Source organism: Alteromonas macleodii (assembly GCF_903772925.1).
Taxonomy (GTDB): domain Bacteria; phylum Pseudomonadota; class Gammaproteobacteria; order Enterobacterales; family Alteromonadaceae; genus Alteromonas; species Alteromonas macleodii_A.
Window position 1 is genome coordinate 2,621,882 of record NZ_LR812090.1, and the last position, 22,123, is coordinate 2,644,004.

At 42.9% G+C, this 22,123-nt stretch carries 21 protein-coding genes; 11 read left to right on the forward strand and 10 right to left on the reverse strand.

Annotated features, from left to right (window positions below; genetic code table 11):
- Positions 1–103: 103 nt before the first annotated feature.
- Complete coding sequence (locus tag PCAR9_RS11390; protein WP_179983699.1) at positions 104–1,846, forward strand: GGDEF domain-containing protein; 1,743 nt, start codon at positions 104–106, stop codon at positions 1,844–1,846.
- A 602-nt stretch (positions 1,847–2,448) separates the two neighbouring features.
- Entirely contained in the window at positions 2,449–5,295 is a 2,847-nt protein-coding gene (locus tag PCAR9_RS11395; RefSeq protein WP_179983700.1) for a TonB-dependent receptor plug domain-containing protein, read from the forward strand.
- Between the two features lie 155 nt (positions 5,296–5,450).
- Here the strand turns inward: PCAR9_RS11395 and PCAR9_RS11400 are convergent, their stop codons facing one another.
- Genes PCAR9_RS11400 through PCAR9_RS11410 form a run of 3 tightly spaced genes read right to left on the reverse strand, consistent with a single transcriptional unit; the run spans position 5,451 to position 7,591 of the window.
- Entirely contained in the window at positions 5,451–6,137 is a 687-nt protein-coding gene (locus tag PCAR9_RS11400) for an SCO family protein (protein ID WP_179983701.1), read from the reverse strand.
- Positions 6,088–6,693 carry a toxin-antitoxin system YwqK family antitoxin gene (locus tag PCAR9_RS11405; RefSeq protein ID WP_179983702.1) on the reverse strand — a complete coding sequence of 202 codons (606 nt, stop codon included), beginning with the start codon at positions 6,691–6,693 and terminating at the stop codon, positions 6,088–6,090. The genes PCAR9_RS11400 and PCAR9_RS11405 overlap by 50 nt, the downstream gene beginning before the upstream one ends.
- Positions 6,694–6,706: 13 nt before the next feature.
- Positions 6,707–7,591, reverse strand: coding sequence for a YHYH protein (locus PCAR9_RS11410; protein WP_232091180.1), 885 nt, complete (start codon positions 7,589–7,591; stop codon positions 6,707–6,709).
- A 253-nt stretch (positions 7,592–7,844) separates the two neighbouring features.
- On the opposite strand from PCAR9_RS11410, the gene PCAR9_RS11415 reads away from it, so the two are divergent.
- Together PCAR9_RS11415 and PCAR9_RS11420 are read left to right on the forward strand one after the other, a co-directional pair.
- Positions 7,845–9,083: a DUF3500 domain-containing protein gene (locus tag PCAR9_RS11415; RefSeq protein ID WP_232091181.1), complete on the forward strand. Its 1,239-nt coding sequence runs from the start codon at positions 7,845–7,847 to the stop codon at positions 9,081–9,083.
- Between the two features lie 161 nt (positions 9,084–9,244).
- Positions 9,245–9,685, forward strand: a complete 441-nt coding sequence (locus tag PCAR9_RS11420; protein ID WP_179983703.1) for a hypothetical protein — start codon at positions 9,245–9,247, stop codon at positions 9,683–9,685.
- Between the two features lie 23 nt (positions 9,686–9,708).
- Here PCAR9_RS11420 and PCAR9_RS11425 read toward each other — a convergent pair whose 3' ends face one another.
- Both PCAR9_RS11425 and PCAR9_RS11430 read right to left on the reverse strand, forming a co-directional pair.
- Complete coding sequence (locus PCAR9_RS11425) at positions 9,709–10,563, reverse strand: hypothetical protein (RefSeq protein ID WP_179983704.1); 855 nt, start codon at positions 10,561–10,563, stop codon at positions 9,709–9,711.
- Between the two features lie 198 nt (positions 10,564–10,761).
- Positions 10,762–11,211, reverse strand: coding sequence for a GyrI-like domain-containing protein (locus PCAR9_RS11430; protein WP_179983705.1), 450 nt, complete (start codon positions 11,209–11,211; stop codon positions 10,762–10,764).
- Positions 11,212–11,397: 186 nt separating this feature from the next.
- On the opposite strand from PCAR9_RS11430, the gene PCAR9_RS11435 reads away from it, so the two are divergent.
- The 5 genes from PCAR9_RS11435 to PCAR9_RS11455 all read left to right on the forward strand — a co-directional run bounded on the left by PCAR9_RS11435 (position 11,398) and on the right by PCAR9_RS11455 (position 15,764).
- Positions 11,398–12,294 carry a class I SAM-dependent methyltransferase gene (locus tag PCAR9_RS11435; protein ID WP_179983706.1) on the forward strand — a complete coding sequence of 299 codons (897 nt, stop codon included), beginning with the start codon at positions 11,398–11,400 and terminating at the stop codon, positions 12,292–12,294.
- Between the two features lie 8 nt (positions 12,295–12,302).
- On the forward strand, positions 12,303–13,652 hold the full coding sequence (locus PCAR9_RS11440; protein ID WP_179983707.1) for an MBL fold metallo-hydrolase: 1,350 nt from the start codon (positions 12,303–12,305) through the stop codon (positions 13,650–13,652).
- Positions 13,653–13,804: 152 nt separating this feature from the next.
- Positions 13,805–14,689, forward strand: a complete 885-nt coding sequence (locus tag PCAR9_RS11445) for an EamA family transporter (RefSeq protein ID WP_179983708.1) — start codon at positions 13,805–13,807, stop codon at positions 14,687–14,689.
- A gap of 209 nt (positions 14,690–14,898) precedes the next feature.
- Complete coding sequence (locus PCAR9_RS11450) at positions 14,899–15,117, forward strand: hypervirulence associated TUDOR domain-containing protein (RefSeq protein WP_179985215.1); 219 nt, start codon at positions 14,899–14,901, stop codon at positions 15,115–15,117.
- A 26-nt stretch (positions 15,118–15,143) separates the two neighbouring features.
- Positions 15,144–15,764 (forward strand): DNA-3-methyladenine glycosylase, encoded by a 621-nt coding sequence (locus PCAR9_RS11455; RefSeq protein WP_179983709.1) that lies wholly within the window; start codon positions 15,144–15,146, stop codon positions 15,762–15,764.
- A gap of 45 nt (positions 15,765–15,809) precedes the next feature.
- On the opposite strand, the gene PCAR9_RS11460 is transcribed toward PCAR9_RS11455, so the two are convergent.
- The 4 genes from PCAR9_RS11460 to PCAR9_RS11475 form a co-directional block, all read right to left on the reverse strand.
- Entirely contained in the window at positions 15,810–16,145 is a 336-nt protein-coding gene (locus PCAR9_RS11460; RefSeq protein WP_179983710.1) for a hypothetical protein, read from the reverse strand.
- Between the two features lie 29 nt (positions 16,146–16,174).
- Complete coding sequence (locus PCAR9_RS11465) at positions 16,175–16,555, reverse strand: VOC family protein (RefSeq protein ID WP_179983711.1); 381 nt, start codon at positions 16,553–16,555, stop codon at positions 16,175–16,177.
- Positions 16,556–16,592: 37 nt separating this feature from the next.
- The gene (locus tag PCAR9_RS11470; protein ID WP_179983712.1) at positions 16,593–16,931 is read right to left on the reverse strand and encodes a nuclear transport factor 2 family protein; all 339 of its coding nucleotides are present in this window, start codon (positions 16,929–16,931) and stop codon (positions 16,593–16,595) included.
- Between the two features lie 82 nt (positions 16,932–17,013).
- Positions 17,014–17,616, reverse strand: coding sequence for a LysE family translocator (locus PCAR9_RS11475; protein WP_179983713.1), 603 nt, complete (start codon positions 17,614–17,616; stop codon positions 17,014–17,016).
- Between the two features lie 256 nt (positions 17,617–17,872).
- Here PCAR9_RS11475 and PCAR9_RS11480 point away from each other — a divergent pair, with 256 nt between their 5' ends.
- Together PCAR9_RS11480 and PCAR9_RS11485 are read left to right on the forward strand one after the other, a co-directional pair.
- Positions 17,873–19,300 carry an aminotransferase-like domain-containing protein gene (locus tag PCAR9_RS11480; RefSeq protein WP_179983714.1) on the forward strand — a complete coding sequence of 476 codons (1,428 nt, stop codon included), beginning with the start codon at positions 17,873–17,875 and terminating at the stop codon, positions 19,298–19,300.
- Between the two features lie 157 nt (positions 19,301–19,457).
- Entirely contained in the window at positions 19,458–19,865 is a 408-nt protein-coding gene (locus PCAR9_RS11485) for a hypothetical protein (RefSeq protein WP_179983715.1), read from the forward strand.
- A 53-nt stretch (positions 19,866–19,918) separates the two neighbouring features.
- Here the strand turns inward: PCAR9_RS11485 and recD are convergent, their stop codons facing one another.
- A complete protein-coding gene (gene recD / locus PCAR9_RS11490) occupies positions 19,919–22,093 on the reverse strand; it encodes an exodeoxyribonuclease V subunit alpha (RefSeq protein WP_179983716.1) in 2,175 nt (724 codons plus the stop codon).
- Between the last annotated feature and the right edge of the window lie 30 nt (positions 22,094–22,123).

Sequence of the window (22,123 nt, forward strand, 5' to 3'; positions counted from 1 at the left end):
GCCTCGCTCCCGGTATCAGAAGACGCATTTATGTAACGTCAATTTTGGCTGAAAGGGAGTTGCAGATTAGATGTTGTAACTAACTCCACTGTTCAAAGCGATAATGACGTTAAAACTATTAATAAAAAGCCTAGTTAAACTCGTAACCTATAGCATCTTAGCAGTACTTTTTTCACTTACCTCTTCGCTATCGTTTGCAGCTGAGACTGGTAATAGCATTTTAGAAGAAGCCTATGAAATACGAAGTTCAAACCCTCAGAAATCAAGAGAGCTGTTTAAAAGTTTAGATAAAGCAAGCTTAAGCGAAGATGATAAGGAGCTTTACGATTTTACTGCAGCTTATATGAAGCTTGTAGCTGGAGACCTGTTGAGTGCCTCAGAAGCGTATCAACAGATTGCCGAAGGTGATTATTCGTTTCGCTATCAGTTTCAATCATACGCAGCGCTTGCTGCTCTCAATGCAGCAACCCAAAATTGGGCTGAGGCATTCTCTGCTATGGACTTTTTAACTGAGAATATAGACAAGGTCACCGCTCCCTTAGTTAAGGAACAAGCCCACAATGCGATAATCAACTTTTACAGCTCTATTGACGAGAAAGAAACGGTAATTAGTTATGGAAACTCGTTGATTAGCGGGCAACACTCTCCTCGATTCACGTGCTTTTTACACATGCAGCTTATCGTTGCTTTGGTCTCTACACAGGATGATTCACTCTCTGAAGATAGTTTTACTAAGGCGCTAAACTACTGTGAAAATGCAGAAGAAAAGATAGCGCTTATTGCTATTTACACACACTACGCTACCTATCTGTACAACAAAAACGAAATTGAAGCTTCGCTAGCGGTGTTACACTCGCATCTAAGCGAAGTTGAAAGCACTAAATATCCACCGTTGTTAGAAGAGTATTACGCATTATTAAGCAAAATTTATTTTTTACGCGAAGAGTATGAGAAAGCACAAGAATACGCTTACAAGGTGCTAGGTGAGGAAGAAGATACAGGTTACGCAGTCATCTCTGACATAGATGCTTATGAAGTCTTATACAAAATCGCAGAAAAACAGCAAAATTATGAAAAGGCGCTGCAGTTACATAAGGACTATGCAAAAGCGCGATCGCTAAATTTATCTAGTATGAGCAATAAAATGCTAAGCATTCATAAAGCACAGCAAGATAGTTTAATAAAATCGAACCAAATTACCCTACTCGATGCGGAAAACTCCCTGTTAAAAGCCAAGGCGCAGCTAGCGCAAGAAGAAAGCAATATACGCCGGCTTATTTATCTCGTACTATTTATGGCGTTCTTAGTGATAGCTTTTTGGCTGTACAAAAAAAGAAGCCATTACATTGCGCTTAAAAAAATCTCGCAAAGAGATGGACTTACCGGTATAGCCAACCGCACCTACTTTACGAAAATATCAGCTGAGCTTATAAATTATGCTGATCAGAATGCAAAGCCTGTTAGTCTAATTATTTTTGACTTAGATGATTTTAAAAAAATAAACGACACCTATGGACACCAAATAGGCGATCAAGCGCTTCAGAGTGCGGTAACTGCTGCATTAAAAGGTTGCAGACCAGATGACTACATCGGACGCTTAGGCGGTGAAGAATTTGGCATTATTTTACCTAACTGTGATTTGGAACAAGCTATGACAGTTGCCCAGCGCTGCCGGAAACAAATAGAACTCACCAACCAATCAGGTTCACAACAGTTCAAACTTACAGCAAGCTTCGGCGTAGCTAGCGCTCCTAAGGTCGCATACGACTTTGAAGCTTTGTTTGAAAACGCAGATAAAGCACTTTACCAATCGAAAAACTCGGGCAAAAACCGAGTTAATATTTAGTTTGATTGTTTATCCTCTATTAATAGCGCGACGGTGAGCAACACGTTTCCCATACGTGTAATCAGGGTGGTAGTGAGTAATTAAAAGTAAAAAAGCTGCCCACTATCAACCTATTTACAACAATTTAATTAACATCCTCATTGCGTCGATAAAAACACATCTTATTACGCTCAAATGCAGAACTTACTTTCATATGTTCAATGGTTGAACTATTAACCCAAATCACCCTAATTTCGGTTGCAAAGTTTGTATTTTTAGTTGCGTTATCTCGAAGTAAAATCAAGTCAATAAACGCTCAATCAAACTACATTTTGAACAACTGGTTATAAAAAGGACTAGTTCCGCTCACTTTTTTAACAATGCTCGCAATACATAGTGAAAACCTACTATTTAAGTAAACATTAATTAAATGTTAACCACCCAGAGGGAGTAAGTTGTTTCATCGAAAAAAAATTGATTTCGCTTGTTCCTGCTCATTAAAATGCGCGCCCTCTTAGACATAAGTATAAATCCGTATATAAATCGACATAGTAAGGCTTGCCTACAATTTTGGGCCTTATTTAACAACAAGCATATAAATTCTAATTCATTAGGAACAATCCATGAAAAACATTGCAACTGCTGTTCGGTTAGCATTGGCTGGTAGTGTCGCTTTGACATCTGGCAACGTATTAGCGCAAGACTCAGCTTCTGAAAGCGCTGATGTTGAAAAAATTCAAGTTACAGGTTCACGTATTTCACGTCAGGGTGCGATCGCACCGTCTCCTGTTACCGCTATTTCTGGCGAGTCACTACTAAACTCTGGCGCGATGAACATTGGTGAAGTGCTTAACGAGCTGCCTTCTTTAGCGAATACCTTCTCGCTAGGTAACTCAAGTCAATTCATTGGTACTGCGGGTTTAAACATTCTAGACCTTCGCGGTATGGGCACCGACCGCACGCTTGTTTTGGTTGACGGTAAGCGTCATGTGTCTTCATCAGCGGGTACTGCTGCTGTCGATACCAACACTATTCCTACTTCATGGATTGAGCGTGTAGAAATCGTAACAGGCGGTGCATCTGCTGTATACGGTACCGACGCTGTGACCGGTGTGGTTAACTTCATTCTTAAAAAGAATATTGAAGGGTTTGATGTTAGCGCAACGCAAGGCTTTGCGCAGGAAAATGGCTATAAAAACGATAAGTACCAAGCGTCTTATGGTTTTAACTTTGACAACGACCGCGGCAACATCGCTTTTGCTGCTGAATACAGCTCTCAAGAGTCGCTAGATGCCTTGGACAACCCTTGGACTGCTACACCCTATCGCAACATGAGCTTTGAAAGCATCATGGGATTTGAGCGTAACGAAGATCAGCTGAATTCAACCGCCTACCCAGATTATATATACACTGCTAACGCAGGTTACTACGTAATCAACAATGCGGGTGTATTCGGCGATGGCACAAAAACTTTCAACGCTGACGGTTCAATTAAAGACATATATATTGGTGACCAAGTAGATGGTTCTTTCTGCGCGAACTGTGATTCTTTCAACCTTCGCCAGTTCACACAGCTACAGCCAGAATTTGACCGCACTAATCTAAACGTTAAAGGTAACTACGAGCTTAACGACGACACGACGGTTTATGCGCAAGCAAAATATGCACGCACTCGTGCTATTTCTATGGCACAGCCGGCATTTTTCTTTGGTGATGCCGAAGCCTCAATTAAAAAGGGAAATCCCTTTTTAGATGAAAGCGTTGTTGAGTATATGAAAGTAAACGACGACCTTCAGAGTATTCAGCTAAATCGCATGATGACCGATTTAGGAGTTCGTACGGAAGCTGACGAGCGTGAAACCTATCGCTACGTGTTAGGTGTAGAAGGCTATATCAATGATGAATGGAACTACGAAGCGTTTGTAAACTACGGTAAAACAGAGCTAGAGCGTGAAAACCGCAATAACCTGATTTTGCAAAACTTCTACAACGCGATAGACGCTGTCACAGATGAGAACACCGGCGAGATCGTTTGTGCATCAGGTAGCGACGATGGCTGTGTACCTCTAAATATTATGGGATACGGTCAAGCCTCACAAGAAGCTATCGATTATGTGAATACCACGTCTGTAGGTACTAGCAAAATTGAGCAGTACAACGCAGGCGCAACAATCGCAAACTCAGGTATCTACGAGCTTCCAGCGGGCTACGTTGGCTTTGCCGCGGGTGTGGAATATCGCAAAGAGAAAAGTGAAATTGATGAGCCAGACAACGCTGCAGGTACCTTCTTCAATGCGCTAGGTGAAGACAAGGGTGAATATGATGTCTCTGAGGTATTCACTGAAGTTACTATTCCACTTCTTGAAGGTTTACCAGGCGTAGATTCGCTTACGTTCGACACAGCGGCGCGAATTGCTAATTACTCATCTATTGGCAACGCAAAAAGCTGGAAGCTTGGTTTAGATTGGCAGGTTTTCGAAGACTTACGTGTTAGAGCAACTAAGTCATCTGCCCTTCGCGCACCGAACATTAGCGAACTTTACGGTGAAGCCAGCCAAACGTTCTTCGATGTTGACGACCCTTGCCGAACAAAATACCTAGAAAACCTAGCTAATCCCGACCAGCGTATTGCTAACTGCGCAGCACTTGGCGTTCCGGCAGACTTCAACTCTGACTATGATGCAGCAACGTTGGAAGGCGTAAACGGTGGTAACATCGATCTTCAAGCAGAACAGTCTATCTCTAAAACCCTAGGTTTGGTTTATACTCCAGCTTGGTTTGAAGGCTTTACTGCGACAGTCGATTACTGGGAAATTGAGCTTACCGACGCGATCACCAACATTGACGGTCAAACTATTCTGGACCGTTGTGTTGACTCTGAAACAGGCATCGATAATCCGTACTGTGGCCTTATCGACCGTGATTCAGAATCAGGCGAAATTACCGAAATTCGCAGCTATGCGCTGAACATTGCAGGGCAAGAAGCAAAAGGTGTAGATTTCGAATTAGGTTACGACTTTGATGCACTTGAAGGTGCATTCCGTACAAGCCTAATTGCGACTTACCTTAAAGATCGTAAAGAGTTTCCATTCCAGGACAACCCAGAGCTATTTTATCAAAACGCTGGTACTGCGGATGAGTCTGACTGGCAAGGTGTATTCACGGTTAATTACAGCCGTGGAGATTGGGAAGCAAGCTGGAAAACGCGCTACATTGAGCGCGCAAGCATTTACGACAACCAAGAGTTAGCACGCAACCCTAACCCAAGTAACCGTATGGAACTGCCTTCATACGCAGTAACTGATGTAACTGCAGGTTATAACTTTAAAAATGGTATAAGCCTAACCGTGGGTATTGATAACCTGTTCAACCGCGCACTACCTACAGGTACAACAGGTACTGGCTCAACTGATGCTGCATACGACAATATCGGGCGTTTTGGCTATGTAACTGTAGCGTACAAAATGTAATTTACGATTTAGTACGTAAACCAAAAACCGGCGCTTTTACGCCGGTTTTTTTATTTGAGTTTTTCTTAACTTTGGTAAGCAGCAAAATCTGGGATCTTTCAAGACTTGTTATAGTGATAGTTTCGGTGCCAACCCCATAATCTCTGACATACCCTCTACGACTTCTCATTCTGTAAGGTCTGGATATCTTTTATTAAGTACTGAACAGAGGCGGCATTTAAGCCATTATATATCCCTCGAATATGTTTGTTTTTATCAATAAGTAACAGGCTTTCTGTATGCAGAAAATCTTTGTTCTTTTGCACATTACCTAGATCTTCACTGGCAAAATAAGCTTGTTTGGCAATAGTATAAATTTCGTCTTTATCACCGGTTAGCAAATACCACTGCTCGTTATTTATTTTGTTTTTATTGGCATAGGCTTGCAGCACTTCGATAGAATCTGTTGAAGGTCTTATCGAATGCTGAACTATTCTTACTTTATCATTTCCTTTAAACGTTTCTTGTACTCGTATAAGTTTCGAACGCACTGTGGGGCAAATACCTGGGCACGTGCTGAAGAAAAAACCCGCGACGTAAATTTTGTTGTCAAGATCCTTGTCGCTAATTGTGTTACCGCTTTGGTCGGTAAAGCTAAAGGCGGGAATACTGTGAAAAGAGGTTAAGTCTACTTCACCCTCTGATAACCAATAAGGCGAAAATGAGGCGTCTTGGTAGTATGGTAACTCTTCAACATTGGCGCTGTTGTTCTTTTCGGTAAATACTTCGGGCTTTTCAGCTTGGGAAAAACCGCTACAGACCAGCAGATTGCAGGCGATAGTAATCAATAGAAATTTCTTCATCTTCTAATCCAACACAGTTATTTGCTTTTCTTAAGCCGAATATTCGGCCATTTTTGTACTCAAAATTACTAAAGAGCTTGCCGTTTTTTAGCCACGCTTGCTGTAGCCCGTTTGGCTGCCCTGACTTGAAATTAAAGCGTTTGAATATTTCGCCACTGCGATACCATTCCATCGCAACACCTTGAATTTTTCCTTTTTCAAAGTAACGCTTTGAACGTATATTGCCGTTAGCCCACCAGCTAGTTGCTTCCCCTTCCCGTTTCGCGTCGTTAAAAGTGGCGCTGAACGCAAGTGTGCCGTTTTTAAACCATTTCTTCGTTTCACCGTGACGTCGGCCGCTTTTAAACTGCTCACTAGCTGCAATAGCACCGTTCGGGTATCGTGTGACGACTTCTCCTGTAAAAGGCTTTCCTTGGAATATACGAAGACCTTCGCGACTTATCGAAATTTCGCTATTAGACACAGGCTGCTTTTCGTTCCCATGAAAAAGGGGCTTTAAATACACAACCGCGCTTAATACAGATAACCCTATGATTAAAGCGCTTAAATACTTCATAAAAAAGCGCAGCTTAATTCACGCCGTTTGGCGTACCCTGAAAATCGCCTGGAAAAATAAGGTAATAATCGCCGTTTAGGTATTGTTCAGTTGAGACATGGTAATGGTACTCGCCTTCCTCATTTGACGGGTCGGTGAATTGAGTGATACCCACATGGCCGTTTGATCCATCGAGATCGGTGGGATAGTCGGCGCTTGAATAACAACGTCTACCGTAAATAAAGAAGCCGTCTGACATAATACCTACCAAGCTATCATCGTCATAAGTAATCGCTTTAGGTTCAAGGTGATAATGATAGGTTTGTGGGCCGGTATGTGCACCGTTTCTATCAAAACCTTGTATTACGCCCAGTGAAACATCGCCGTTACCTTCAGAGTCATTGAAAATAGGCGCACCACTGGTGGCAATACCTATTGCACCTAACGGAGTTGCAGAAGAAGAGTCAGCCAACTCAGGGTTTACCGGTACCGTAAGTTGAAACAAATTAACATAATCCTCGATATCTCCGGGTGAGCGCTGTTGATTGAATAAATCTGCGTCTTCAGGCGCTACATAAAGGCCGCTTTCATTCCCTGAGTCCCAATAGGAAGAAGTATGGTTAGGCTTACCATTCGCTTCAACGGTTACAGTACAGCCGTCTGAGGAAAGTACAGCAGTCACGTTTGGTGAGGCGTTAAATTCTAGGAAAATTGCAGGCAAAGTTGTTGCCGGATTATCGCAACTACCTGCAGTACTATCGGTTCCACTATTACCAGTGTCGCCTGAATCTGCGCCACTGTCTGTAGATGAGTCGGCATCGACGGTTAAACTATCATCGTCTGTGCCCCCGCAGGCAACAAGCGCTCCAACCATCGCCATTGTGATAAATGGACGCGTCAAAGAAATAGGCTTTTTCATAACTGACTACCTTTGCAACCGTAATTTTTATTAATTTGTGACTTAAAGATACTGAAAGTTTGTGCAGAGAATGTGCAGAAAGCGCACAAATAGTAATGAAAATAGCGACGATAAAACTGCAACGGCACTACTTATCATTATTTGTAGCGCAGCGTTGATAACTATAAAGATAAACACATTGTCAGAGTCACAAAGTGGTCGGCGTTGATCCATATTGTTCTCAATGAAATAGTAAAGAGATTGAAATACTTTAATGAAGTATCAAAGTAATAAAGCAGACCTAACAGAGCAGAAACACTTGCCCATGAATGTAGCTAAACGATTCAAAGTCTCTACCAGTATTCTTGCTATCGCCCTCGTGTTATCACCTTGTACATTTTCTCAGGAACACCCAAAAGGCCCGCATCCTGAAGGCCCACCACCGCCTCGGCCAGATACGCCTGAAACATTGGCAATAAAAGCTCGAATGGGTGATACAAGTACGCTTATGGGAGATATTAGTGTTCCAGCTGCAACGGAAGACTGTGACAACAGTGAGCATATTACGACGCTTCTGTGCCTCATCTCTTTGCTTAAATCTACCTTAAGTGAAGATAATCTATCGCTAATCCAAACCGAATATTCACTGGAGCAAGCCAAAAACTGGAGCAATTTGCCCGCCGGTGCGTTCCCAGAGCGCCCAGGAATATTTCTTGGCGAATTGTCCATCAAACAAAGGGGCATGGTAAAAGCTATTTTGAAAGAAGCGGCCAGCGAAAGTAGAAATGAAGGCTTCGATGAAATGGTTCAAACTCTTAACGCCGATGACTACATAGGAACTATTAGCACAGACTATAAAGCCGCGTACTCCTCTTACAATGGCAAGCTCGCCTTTTTAGGTGAGCCATCAGAAGATGGGCTTTGGGAGCTATATTATGGCGGTCACCATTTTGCCTTCTCTAACACGTACAACAAAGGAAAGCTTGTAGGCGCTACCCCCTCTTTTCGAGGGATTGAGCCATTTCCTTCCTTCGAAATGAATGGACGCGAGAATAAGCCGCTTCTGCAAGAACGTGATGCGTTTTCGAAATTACTCACATCATTAAGCGAAAACCAGCAAGAAAAAGCGAAATTGAAAGGAACCTACCGAGATATTTTAGCGGGGCCGCAAGCTGATGATGCTATTCCCGAAAAGCAAGAAGGTTTAGCAGTTTCCTCGCTATCAGAACAACAGGTTTCTCTGTTGAAAGAAGCTATCTATACCTATGTTGGCGATATTCACGAAACCGAGGCGAAACGGTACATGGAAAAATACGCAAGTGAATTTAACAACACAGTTATCGGGTATTCTGGGACTACATCACTGAACTCTGAAGACGATTACGTGCGCGTTCACGGCCCCTCGCTATGGATAGAATTCTCTATGCAGTCGAACAAATCGACAAATCAACCAGGTAACCACCCTCACTCGGTTTGGCGTGATAGACAAACCGACTATGGCGGACAAAAGTAGTGATAACGATAAAACCGTTCAAAACTCTTATCAGTGTTACTTGCGTTTTTGTATGCAGCTTCTTCGCGCTAGCATGTCCAGCTAGCGCGCATTCACTACCAAGCAGTGAGTTAGTCATTAAACAGAGTAGCTCTCAAACAAGGATAACCTTAAGCTTCGCTTTGGAAGAGTTTGTTATTGCAGCGCCACACTTAAAGTTTGTTGAAAAGACATCAAGTTTAGGTGATTTGACCAATAGCCAAGTCAAGCAATTGTCTAGCTATTTTAACCAACACTTTAAGATTAAGCCCTTAAATGACGAACAGGATGATCAGTTCATTTCACCAAGCTTAGATGCAATCGAAATACAGGGCGCATTCAACGAGCACGTTGGACAATATAGGCGAGTTGAAGCCCAATTTTCAGTGGATTCAAAAACGTTGCCGTACAACAGCCTTTTTCCAGCTGTTCTGCACTTCGACGCGATTTTGCACGAAATACGAAGTCATAGAGTTGCGGTGTTTTATGAAGGTGAGCAAAACAGTAAGATAAAGCTTGTTGACTTTGTTTACAGTGAAACTAACGGAAAGCCTACCACCCATTTACTGTCACCAAACAGCTAACAGAACGTTTAACGGCCTTGCTACTATGAATAAGATTTTAGCATGTCAGACAGCGGCATAAGTTTAACCTCGGCACAGAAAAGCGGCGATTCACTGTTGACCCAACCAGCGCAAGTAAGATGGCTTGGGTCTTTTTCAACAGGCGCAACCAACATGTTTAAACAATCATTGCTTTTGAGTTGCGCTAATTGCTGATTATCGATACACATATTTTGCGAAACGTAGATCATTGGGTTACTTATCAAGTCATAGCCTAGGGCCTGAGCTCGTTCTAACATTGCCGAAGACATTAATGAAAGCGGATAAAACTGTGGGAAACAAACCGTATTCGCAAACTCATCAATGTATTGTGTTTGATCGGCAAAGGCGCTTAACAGGTAATTTTTAGCATTACCAACAATCATCCATTTTCGTTTTAAAAAAGCACTGTCATCTAATAATGTTCGATCTGGCATCTTTGAAAGATGACCTTTGTCATACATAAGCAATGGGGACGAAACGGATAAATAGTCTGACTGCCTGTAGAAACCCATTAGACTTGGCTTTCCCGATGCTTTTAAGATCAGGCGTTGCGATTCTTGCTTACCCATAGGTGTTTTAGAAATACGGGCCGACTTGAGTATCAAGCTTAGTTCGTCGCCCTCTTTAGCAGGGTTAACGAAGCTAAATTCATACACTGAGTATTGTCTTTGCTCAATAGTAGAAGCACTTTGGTTTATCTGCGTTTCTACAAACAAACCAAGTTGAAAGCCAAGCGCTATCGTACCTTGGAACGGGTTACCTGCAATACGCTGCCAGCGCAATGGATCGTGAAACAAGTTAAAATCGTCCGTAGCATTTCGAGCGATGTCGATATGTAATTGGGTAAGAATGTGCACTTGCTTTCCTTAACTAAGAAATATCCACCATAAAAAGCTATTTCAAACACGGTATTTGTGTTCAAAAAATGCCTAATTCACATAGCGACGGGGGAAGATTCCACCTTACAGTTTCACCAAGTATAGGTCATAAAAGCAATAGCAACTAACTCTCAGATATTGCATTGTTTCATCGATATTTAGCCCTTGTTTGAGCCATTATTTTATCGCCATGTACACATCTATGTGGTTGGCATTCACATAATGCTCGAAGTCTACTGTAAACGCCCTTTCATATTCAGTATCTGCTTGGGTGAAATAGCGCCAGATATCACTCCATACATCGTTAGCAATTTGCGGCATTTCACCTTGTCGGGAAAAAACGAGATATTTTCCCGCAGGGATAGTAATGTTCTCAATCTTTAAATGTTCGGGCACTGTGTCGCCATCAAAACCTGCTAGCACCGAAAAGTCACCGGTATGATCTGATTCGTAGTTGAAATAAACGCCATACACCCGCTCGCCGCCTCGATAGTCAACAGGTATCGAATTATCAAACCTCTGCCAAAGCGCGGGGATCTTCCCCTTTGGCGAGAATTCAGCATGATTGTTGGTAATCACCGAAAAGCCTTTAATATTTATTGGTGAAGTTAGGTTTCTTACGTCCATGAAAACGTCCTAATTGTTAAGCATACAGAAAGTTTGTCCAAGCAAGTGGATTCAAGCAAACCATGTTTTAGCAGAATGACTTCAACACCTTACCCTAAGTTTCACTCCTACTGGTACGTTTCTTGATTTAATTTTTGATAAAATAATAAATGCTTCTCAAAATAAAAAACAAATTTAGGACTCACCATGGCACATACAGGAAACGTCGTTATTTCGGGTGAAGGTTACGATGTAATTGACTGCGAAACGTGCGGATTTAAACATGTCACGCCAATTCCAGACAAACTGGAGAATGAAACACTTTATCGTGATAGCCACTACGATGACGGCGAACGCGATAGGCTTAATTATTATGAGCGAGACCGCGATTGGTGGCTAATGAGTTACCGTGATGTACTTAGTGAAATAGCTCAATTTATTACGCCTAATGATGACAATACCCTGGTTGATATTGGCTGCGGTGCGGGTCTGTTTTTGGAAGCCGCTAAAGGTGAAGGGTGGAACACAGTTGGTGTCGAAATAAGTACAATAGCGGCAAACCATTGCCGCGATAAAGGCTTAGAAATCATTAACAGCAGCTTCGATGCTGATCTCACCAGCCTTCCAGAGAATATCAAAGTGGTTCACATGCGTAATATTCTAGAACATGTTCCAGACCCATTCTCACTCATTAATGTTGCTTTCGACAAACTCGCTAGTGGTGGTATTTTAGTTGTGGGTGTACCGAACGACTTTAACCCTTTACAAGAAGGCTTAAGAAAAACCCAAAATTACAAACCTTGGTGGGTTGCCGTCCCACACCACCTAAATTACTTTGATTTCGACTCGCTAGAAGCACTCGTTTCAAAATGTGGATTTAGTCCTTTGAGCCGCTTTTCCAGCTTCCCGCTCGACCTATTTCTTGCAATGGGCGACAACTACATTGAAACCCCAAGCATAGGCCGTGAATGTCATTTAAAACGAGTTAACTTTGAGTGGTTCATGGAAAACGCGGGATTAAGCAGTTTACGCCAAGATATTTATCGCGCTTTTTCTAACCTAAATTTAGGCAGAGAAGCCATTATAATTGCGCAAAAGCCTTAGGACTGTTCATGAAAATTGAGTATATAACGAATGCGAGCTTTTTGTTCACTTTCAGTGACGGAACAACGGTTTTAACCGACCCTTGGTATGAAGATGGCATATATCATGGTCTTCTTTTCAACTACCCTCCTATTCATGAAGAGCAGCGCGCACATTATTTAAATTTAAAGCCTGATTATTTATATATTAGCCACATCCATGGTGACCACTTTAATCCTTATACGCTTTCCCATTTTGATAAAGGTATTCCGATACTTATCGGCAAGTTTCCCACTCCCGCACTTCGTCTAGCTTTACAGCAATTGGGGTTTACCAATATAAAAGAATGCTCCTTTGATGAACCTTGGAAGTTGGGTGAAAACAGTGTCACGATCATAAAGGAATTCTCTGGGTCGTCAGATGACATTGTTAATGAAACCAACATACCTGTAGATTCTTCTATATATCTAGAGGACAAAAACGGCTACAGCGTGTTTTTCGCCGTTGATAATCCAATGCAAATTAGACACGCTGAGCAGATTAAAACAACGTTCGGCAAGCTTGATGCTGCTATTCTTGCGTATAGTGGTGCTAGTATTTACCCCTTCGTTTTTTCTCACTATTCTGATGATGAGAAAAAAGCTCGCGTAGAGCAGTTAAAGTTATCTCGATTGAAGAAATTTTGTCAGCTAGCTGAAATCATTGATGCCGATTTTAGCATTCCAGCAGCAGGCTCTTTTGTGATAGGTGGCACAGGTTATAAATATGCGCAGTATCAACACCAAGCATGCCCCTCTGAAATAAAGTCAGCTTGGCATCAGCACAAACTTGAAGAGTCTAAATTGGCTATGTTATCTACTGGAGACGTGCTCGACTTATCTTCGCGTTCAACGTCGCTCTCACCACTTGCTCTTGATAGAGACTTTACTCAGCAAGATAGGATAGATTACGCAAAATCGCTTAAAAATTTCCCTTGCGAGCTTCACAGTATAGCTTGGCCTGAGGGGCTAATGATGCCCATTAACAGCTTGTTATTTAAAGCTAGAGCAAACGTTTGGCGTGCTCAAGAGAAATTATCTACGTACCCAGACACTGATGTGTTTTTGCATATTGAGCCAGTAGAGATGCTACCTGCTGGGTTAAAGAGCCCAATCTACGCCAAGATAAGCATGGACAGTGAGCGGGTTAAGATAGCCACAATTTTTGAACCTACAAAAGACAAACCCTATATTGTGTTCTCGATGACGACCCAAGTGCTTATCGCTCTGCTTTTAGGCGGAACGTTCTGGAACGTGGCTGAATACCACATGACTATTGAACGGGTTCCCGACCAGTTCGACCCAACGTTACGAAGTCTAATGGCCTATTTCAAGTTGTAACAACTTGAAATAGTGATACGAGTACATAACCAACTAGTGTCAGTAGACACTAGTTGTTGAACGTTTATTTTCAATACTTACTCTTATCAACGCGCATTTTGCCTTCAGAACAAATATAATTCTGCTTTATCTCTTTGAAACTGCAATACATTGTGAATCAACGTTTTTTACTTGCCATACTCGCAGTGCTTTTGGCCATGATAACTATCCAATCAGGTGCATCATTTGCCAAACAACTCTTTCCTATCGTGGGGCCTGAAGGTACAAGCGCCCTGCGCGCATTCTTCGCAGCCCTGGTGTTAACAGTAATTTTTAAGCCTTGGAAAGCAAGCTTAAGTGCCAAAGGATGGCGAAACGTCACTATTTATGGCGCCTGTTTGGGGGCAATGAATATCATCTTCTACCTTGCCATTGCGCGTATACCATTAGGTATAGGCGTTGCGCTTGAATTCACAGGTCCATTGGCAGTGGCCTTTTTTAGCGCAAGAAAAAAACGTGATTTTGCGTGGGCCATTTTAGCTGTTGCTGGCGTTTGTTTACTGCTTCCGGATATTTTCGGTGCATCAACAGAAGGCCTAGATCCTATCGGCGTAATGCTTGCGCTAACCGCGGGAGCTTTTTGGGCCGGCTACATTGTATTTGGTAACAAAACGGGCAACGAAGGTTCAGGCGGCGTAACGGTTACCTTAGGTATGCTAGTAGCCGCCATTTGTGTGGTACCTATTGGTATAGTGAGTCAAGGTAGTGCTTTATTATCTTCAGAGGCGGTCCTTATAGGCTGCGCCGTAGGGATTTTTTCATCCGCTATTCCCTACACCTTAGAAATGAGTGCCATGCGCAATATGCCCAAGCAAACTTTCAGCATAATGATGAGTGTAGAGCCTGCTGTTGCAGCTGTAGCAGCGTTTATCATTATTGACGAAACCCTTACACTGACTCAGTGGCTTGCAGTAGCTTTAGTGGTCATAGCTACCGCTGGAAGTTCTGCTACTCAGAAACAAGTGCCCAAACAAAAGCAGCTTGAAACGCTTTCTTAGTATTTCAAGCTCAGTTGCTTAGCTTTTTTTGCTTTAGGTCTTTTGGCTTAAGCTCTTTCTACCTTAGTTCTTTTTAACTTAGTTCCTTGTACCTTACTTGGCTTTGTTTTTACCTTTCGCCTTTCCACTGTATTGCTTTATGAACTAAGCGGCTATTTTCCACGTTTAACACTGTGTAAATAGTAAAACTTACGCTACAGGGAATGATGATGAAGCACTACGCGGTAAATACAGAAGTTGAATGGGAATGGGGTAATGGCAGTGCCACAGGCAATATAAGAGAGAAATTTACCAGTGATGTTACACGCACTATTAAAGGCTCATCGGTAAAGCGTGAAGCGAGCGACAGTGACCCTGCCTACCTTATTGAACAAGACGATGGCAGTAAGGTTTTAAAATCTCACAGCGAAATTAAAAAATCGTCGTAATTTACCTTTAATCTACTTTGAAATAAATGCAGCTTCCTTTTTTCACTGACAGTGATGTGGTCAACATTGCTAGGTCACTTGTTGGCAATTTTGTTTTTAGCAGTGTCGGTGGTTCACTTACCGGAGGAATGATCACAGAAACTGAAGCTTATTGCGGTGAACGGGATCTTGCCATGCAAAAACACCTATTGCGCCGGCCCTCATCTGTAACAACGCTTAAGAAAAAGGGCGGCATAGCCTACATCTATACGGTTTACGGTTACCACAGCATGTTCAATATTGTCACTAACGAGGTGGGCTATACTGATTCTGTGCTTATCCGAGCAATCAGTCCTACCGTGGGCTTAGATATAATGCAGGAACGACGAGGGTCAAACATTGCGGTGCGTAACTTATGTTCTGGCCCGGCGAAGCTTTCACAAGCTTTAGGGTTAACACCAGCGCTAAATGGCGAACCTGTGGTAAACAACAATACTATCTGGATTGAGAGCAACGCCGAATTTAATGCGGCCGAAAGTATCATCAGCGCACCTCGCATAGGCATAGATTACGCCAAAGAAGATAAAAAAGACGATAAAGGTAAACCGCGTCCCGCAAGGGATGATACAAGCCTACCTTGGCGCTTCACACTGAAACAGGGTGTATAAAAAGGCTTAATGTGACAATTTCCTTCGCTCTCCCTTAGGAAGACCTTAGTTAGTTAGGGCATACGTAAGCTTACAGTCTATATACTTCAGCAATTTGTTTACTACCCTTGGTACGGCGATATCCCCATTAGCATTTTTGGCTTCTACAAAAATATCACAGTCATCGTACTTAATTTGCTGGCGTATAACATAGTCGTTGAGTTCGTCGAACAACGTTTCTTTTAAAGGCACCATGCCGACAAAAACGCCAGCTTTTTGGTCATCATCATTTTTTTCGCGCTTAATAAAATAAGCGCCTTCAATTTCTCTTTTTAGCGTATAGGCCTGCATGGCATCTAACTTTGTTAAGCGAAAGTGCACGCTTATTAGGGGTTCTGTCACTAATTGTCTCGGGATATTTATTTAAATAGTTACTGCTTAATTTCTACTTTCCACGGCGGGTTTACTCTGTTTTCTCCCGCCCAATAAAGCTTTATTTTATTGCCAGATGGGTCTTTTAAAATAGCTTCTTTCCAAAGGTAACGTTGATCAGTGGGCGGTTGATCAAAATGAATACCCTTTTCTACAAGCGATGCATATAGCTCGTCTAACGCTTCATGTTCAAAGTAAATCACGCTGTGATTTTGCACGTTTTCGTTTTCTAAAGAGAGTGAAAATGTGGAGGTGCCTTCTGGGCACGTAAACCTTGCATAATGCGGTGTATCTACTATTTGTGTAAACCCAAGGGTAAGATAAAACTCAACCGCTTCAGCCATATTGGTAACAGGTAGTGTAACTTGATTCAATTCCATGAGCACTTGCTCCTATAGGGTTTTACTGCAACCTAGCTTAATCTTCACGTCCTAGATAAGCATGAATAGAGGTGATTTTACCGTCTTCATCAAATGTTAAAACATCGACAACAAATAATGTTTCTGCTTTATCAACCACAATTTTAAGCTCTCCAGACACCATATTATCGTTTGCCATGGTTGATAGCACGTGTATTTCTATTGAGTCTGCATTCGCAAAGTTTTTACGTGTTTCGTCAATTGCTAAAGATTTACCACGTACGGAAATTTTCCAATCACGTAATGCGATGTCATCTGAAAACATGTCGGAAATGCTGTCTAAGTTCTTTTTTTCATAAGCATTTAGGTATTGAATGAAGTTACCGACCAAATTCATTATTCGCGTTCCTTTCATCAAGTTTTTAAGAGGCACTAGCTAGTCGATTTTTCTAAAAGCTAGCACCAAGTTCATACAAAGGTTACACAATTAAAAACAACGTTGCAGCTGTTGCCGCGCCCATTGTGAGGTTAAACTGCCGTCTTCGAATTGGCGAACTCAACCATACACGAATTCTTGCACCTACTGCAGCCCATAGCGAAATACAAGGAAACCCAATAACTGCAAAGGCGGTAACAATTGCAATGCCAGATTCCGTATAATGCTCTCCAGGCAGGGAAAATGTGCCTACACTCGCTAACGCCATCATCCATGCTTTAGGGTTTATCAACTGAAATAATGCCCCTTCCCACCATTTGAGTGGCTCCTGACGTCTGGCTGATTTTATCTCAATTTCATCCACAGGCCCGGTGGCAATTTTAAATGCTAACCATAACAGATATGCAACGCCAAGCACCTTAAGCACACTGTACAATACGGGAAATATACTAAATAACGCACCAATGCCAAGCAGTGTGCTAACCATTAAACCTGCAACACCAATCACAATACCCAACATGTGCGGCAGCGAACGTTTATAACCGTACTGTGCCCCTGAAGCCAAAAGCATCATATTATTTGGGCCAGGCGTTACCGTGCTGATGAATGCGAATGTCGCCAGTGCAATGAGAAGAGATGTTTCCATGACAGTCCTTATGTGTTGAGGTAAGTTATGCGTTGCTTTGAGAGAAACTGGGTTAACCAAACGCTTATTTTTCGCTAACACATTACAGCCATATTTCTGTATGCATCAGACTCAAAAACCTTTAAAAACGGCCATACAGATTAGCCATATTCATCTCTGTATGGTTGTTATTTAACTAATCTGTATGGTTAAAAGCACCCGTTAACTGAGATATAGTTATCTGTATGCAGATGACTTCAGAAGAATAAAGGTTACGATGACGCTTTATGAAACATTAGCCCATGAACTTAAAGCCCAAATCGAACGTGGTGTTTTTGAGGTGGGAAACAAATTACCTTCTGTAAGGCAGCTGTCAACGGAGCATAAAGTAAGTATTGCTACCGTGCAGGAAGCTTATCGTGTTTTAGAAGCGCAGCAACTGGTAGAGGCAAAGCCTAAATCAGGTTATTTTGTTGCCCGTAGTGTATTAATAGACAACACGCCACGCATGACGAAGCCACCGCAGCGTCCTATGGATGTGTCTCAATGGGAAGATGTGCTAGACACTTTGCTGAATACCTTCAGTAAAGACCACAATGTTAATACCCTTTGTCAGTTCCAGCATGCCATGCCTAACATGACCGCCAAAACCCTTAAACCGCTGATAAAACGTCTGCATGAACTAACCAAACATAGAGCCTTAGACGGCATGATATACGGTGACGTAAAAGGTGATGAAACTCTGCGAAAACAGCTAAGCCGATTGGCCGCAGCATCTGGCTGTGTGTTACAAAGCGATGAATTTATTGTGACCTCTGGCTGCCAAGAAGCACTATCAGTGTGTCTTCGTGCAGTGGCAAGCGCTGGTGACGTGATAGCGGTAGAATCTCCTGGGTTCTACGGTGCTATGCAGGCTATAAAGGGCGCAGAGTTGAAAGCGTTAGAAATTCCCACTGACTCTGAAACGGGGCTAAGTATAGAGGCATTAAAACTAGCGCTTGACCAATGGCCGATAAAGGCAATTTTAGTCGCTCCAACGGTGAATAACCCGCAGGGATTCGTTATGCCTGAGGCAAAAAAGCAAGCGCTATACGAGTTGGCGAGAGAATACGACATTGCCATTATCGAAGACGATATTTACGGCGATATAGCTTATTCTTACCCTCGACCAAAAACGATAAAATCGTTCGATGAGGACGGTCGCGTTTTGCTATGTTCGTCGTTTTCAAAAACCCTCGCGCCTGGCTTTCGCGTAGGTTGGATAGCGCCCGGTAGCTATAGAAACAAAGTACTACATGCTAAGTATGTCAGTAGCTCTATGTGCCCTACCTTGCCCCAGTTAGCTATAGCAAGCTTTATTGAGCAGGGTGGCTACGACAAACACATTAGGTCCATGCGCCATTACTACGTGAGCGCGCGAGATGCTCTGCGTGCAGACATTAAACGCTTTTTCCCTTCAGACACGTGTATTAGCTACCCTCAAGGTGGCTATGTGCTGTGGGTCGAGCTCAACAGCCGTTACGACAGTGTTAAGCTTGCTGATGAGGCCAAACAACATGGTATTTATGTCGCGCCCGGACAGCTGTTTTCAGCGACGGGAAAATATCGGCATTGTTTGCGTTTTAATTTTATTGATAGTACTCAATCTGAACGGACCGAAGCTATTAGGCGCCTTGGCGAATTGCTTAACGCGCAAATAGCCTAGTTCACTATCCAAAATATTTGGTGCTGACCTTTTCATACGACCACCGTTTTAAAAATAGCTTGTAGCCCAGTATTTGCCTCTGATTGATCCACATCAACGCAGGACAAACGTAACTCCACCACAATAAAGTCATCAGAATTACCCCGTGAAACTTTGTATGCTAACGCTAGTGAATGATACAGATGCAAATGATGATATTGTGCCGGAGTCACATGGACTATATCGGCTGCATATAAAGCCGAATACGCAGATGGCTATAGAAAACAAACCAGTTTTCGGTGCGAACATTACGTTACACAGCAGCTTATTAAAGCACGAGCATTTTGTTGCGACACCAAATAATATATTAGGCTGGCTAGATCATTTCGGCTTATCGCACTTCTCCATAAAAGCCGAAACTAATCGCCTAGAAAATGATGACAATTCTGTGCTTTTGCCTTCACAGTTTTTAAACGCTGAAGGCGGTATTTTGCGCGTAAGCGCACCCACCCGCATTTATTTGATAAGCAAAACGCCAATTGCTATTAACAAAAACGGCCTTTGTCTGTTTACGCCTGTGAAATAACAACGCAGAAATGTACTCTGCCCCCCAAATTGGCGGACAGAGTATTGTTTCTTCTATTCTGTTTCTGTGACTTCGCCAGTCTTACCCTCTAGGTATTGGCTGATTGCTTCTGACAACCCTGAATAGCGCTTATCTACTCGCTGAACCATATGGCTAAATGTTGCGTCGTCTGAAATGATCAGACAACCGCCTTTTGCACGGGTTAAGCCGGTATACACTAAACCCCGATGGAGTAGGTTGGCGGCTTTCTCACTATCGGGCTTGGGCAGTATGAGTACAACGTGGTTGAATTCAGAGCCCTGGGATTTGTGAATGGTCATGGCATACACGGTTTCAAACTGTGGCACTCTTGATAACGATATGCTACGTAACGTTTGTTTTTGCATTTGGCTTTGTATGCCAGTAGCATTCTCGCCCTTGTCTGACGAGGCTTGTTGGTCTGCACCTTTGGCGTCTTGGTAAAACCATGCATACAGCTTACCCGTGCTATCAGGCCAGATTACGCCTACTTCACCGTTAGATAGCCTCTGTGGATGATGATTTTTTACAATCATTATGGGCTGACCTTGATAGAAATGCCCTTCTCGCTTTTTTATTTTGTGCTTGATGGCATCGAACACTAAGCTATTTAGGCCCTCTACTCCCATTGCCCCCTTGCGAACCGGTGTGAGCCACCTGACATAGTTCAGGCGATTAAGCGCTTCTTCGGCACTATCGGCGTCAAAGATGGGAAAGAAGCTTTCTTTAGCCAACTCATGTAAATCACGACTGCCAACTTCATCTTCTGACCATAAATGCACGCCTTCTTTTAAGCGTGAATTAGTGGTGGAAGCTAGGTTTGTGGTTTCACTGCTTTCATCGCCCCCTTCAGCGATGGCACCAATCGCTCCACCAGCATCACCTTTTTGGATGGCCGTCGCTACTTTTGCTACTTGGCCTTTGAAACGCTGCGGTGCCTGCAGTGTTGCCACATAGCTTTTGGCTTGCTCATTAACAGGTAACATAGGAAGATGTGGGCACAGCGTGGCAATATGCTGGCGCATCATCGAAGGCACGCCCCCCAATGAAAGCGGGCCGTTATCACTGTGTGAGCTACTTTCGCTACTCAACGATACATTCTCTACTACGTCAAAGCTTGTTGTGTCACTAACCAGTTGCTCTAAGACATTGCCAAGCTCAACAGCTGGAAGCTGGTCAGCATCACCGATGAAATAGAGTCGTGCATGGTCCGGCAATGCGCGGACAATGCGCGTCATTAACGCTAGGTCGACCATACTTGCCTCATCGACAATGAGCACATCTGCGGCTAATTGATTGTGCTGATTGTACTTGGTCGATACACCGTATTCTCGCAATCCTAATAATCTATGCAGCGTTACAGCGTCAGTAGGCACATTATCAAGCGCAGCATCGTCCACCTTGCCGCGAAGCCCTTCAATACTGTTAACGATAGACTCGGTCATACGTTGCTGCGCTTTGCCGGTTGGGGCAGCTAATACAATATTTAGGTCTTTGTCACACGCCTGTAGCGCCAGTAATAGGCGCAATACGGTATAGGTTTTACCGGTTCCAGGCCCACCATTTATGACACAGAAACCCTGCATTAAACTTTTAGCAACAGCAATTTGCTGCCAATCTTGTTGATCTGTAGTTTCGGTAGGGAATATAGCGGGCCAAAGTTGCTTTACTTTGTCATTCGCTTCTTCTGTTAACGGCGTAAGCGCCGCCCGCTTCACTATGTCTCGCGCTACCTCTTGTTCAAACTCATAATAACGACGGCTATAAAGCCTACCGTTTTCATAAACAAATAATTGAGCAACTTGTTCATTTCCCAGCGCGCTTTTTACGATTTTTAGTAAAGGAGTAAGCTGAGGTAGTTCTAAACCTGTCTTAAGGGCCTGTTCTGGCTCTTGTTGATATATGACCCCTTGGGGATTGTGAATAGATGATGCACTTTCGCTTTCTTGAACTTGGGCCGTCAAGCCAGCCGCTTTTTCGGTGTCAGTCTCTTTGAAAAGGGTCGTTCCAGCTACTTCTTTAAGATAGATACAGCTATGCCCGTTACGCTGCATGTATGACAAATACGCCAGTACCCCAGCCCAGATAAACCTCTCTTCTTGTGCGAGTTCATCAATAAAGCCAAACTCTTTTGCGACAAATTTGTCGATAGCTTCGATGCCAAACAAGTTATCGAAAAACGACGATACAGAATGTTGATTGTTGTTCATTATTTTCCTAACTATATTGTCCTTGATACC